2 protein-coding genes are annotated in these 791 nt (G+C 55.1%); both read left to right on the top strand.

Annotated features, from left to right (window positions below; translation table 11 throughout):
• On the top strand, nt 1-212 hold a 212-nt coding region (locus C1A35_RS35640), incomplete at its 5' end, for an FAD-dependent oxidoreductase (protein WP_199773116.1).
• Nucleotides 209-791, top strand: a 583-nt coding sequence (locus tag C1A35_RS35635; RefSeq protein WP_158665294.1) for a phytoene/squalene synthase family protein, incomplete at its 3' end; no start/stop codon positions are given. The genes C1A35_RS35640 and C1A35_RS35635, both read left to right, overlap by 4 nt.

The following is a 791-nucleotide window of genomic DNA, read 5'->3' as shown; positions in this document are numbered from 1 at the left end:
ATTTTCGCGACCAGCTTAATGCCTATCATGGCTCAGCCTTTTCTGTGGAGCCCGTTCTTACCCAGAGCGCCTGGTTTCGGCCGCATAACCGCGATAAAACCATTACTAATCTCTACCTGGTCGGCGCAGGCACGCATCCCGGCGCAGGCATTCCTGGCGTCATCGGCTCGGCAAAAGCGACAGCAGGTTTGATGCTGGAGGATCTGATTTGAATAATCCGTCGTTACTCAATCATGCGGTCGAAACGATGGCAGTTGGCTCGAAAAGTTTTGCGACAGCCTCAAAGTTATTTGATGCAAAAACCCGGCGCAGCGTACTGATGCTCTACGCCTGGTGCCGCCATTGTGACGATGTTATTGACGATCAGACGCTGGGCTTTCAGGCCCGGCAGCCTGCCTTACAAACGCCCGAACAACGTCTGATGCAACTTGAGATGAAAACGCGCCAGGCCTATGCAGGATCGCAGATGCACGAACCGGCGTTTGCGGCTTTTCAGGAAGTGGCTATGGCTCATGATATCGCCCCGGCTTACGCGTTTGATCATCTGGAAGGCTTCGCCATGGATGTACGCGAAGCGCAATACAGCCAACTGGATGATACGCTGCGCTATTGCTATCACGTTGCAGGCGTTGTCGGCTTGATGATGGCGCAAATCATGGGCGTGCGGGATAACGCCACGCTGGACCGCGCCTGTGACCTTGGGCTGGCATTTCAGTTGACCAATATTGCTCGCGATATTGTGGACGATGCGCATGCGGGCCGCTGTTATCTGCCGGCAAGCTGGCTGGAGC

The sequence above is a fragment of the Ensifer adhaerens genome (genome assembly GCF_002940685.1).
In the GTDB taxonomy this organism is placed as follows: domain Bacteria; phylum Pseudomonadota; class Alphaproteobacteria; order Rhizobiales; family Rhizobiaceae; genus Ensifer; species Ensifer adhaerens_E.
This window is presented reverse-complemented; position numbering and strand designations above follow the sequence as displayed.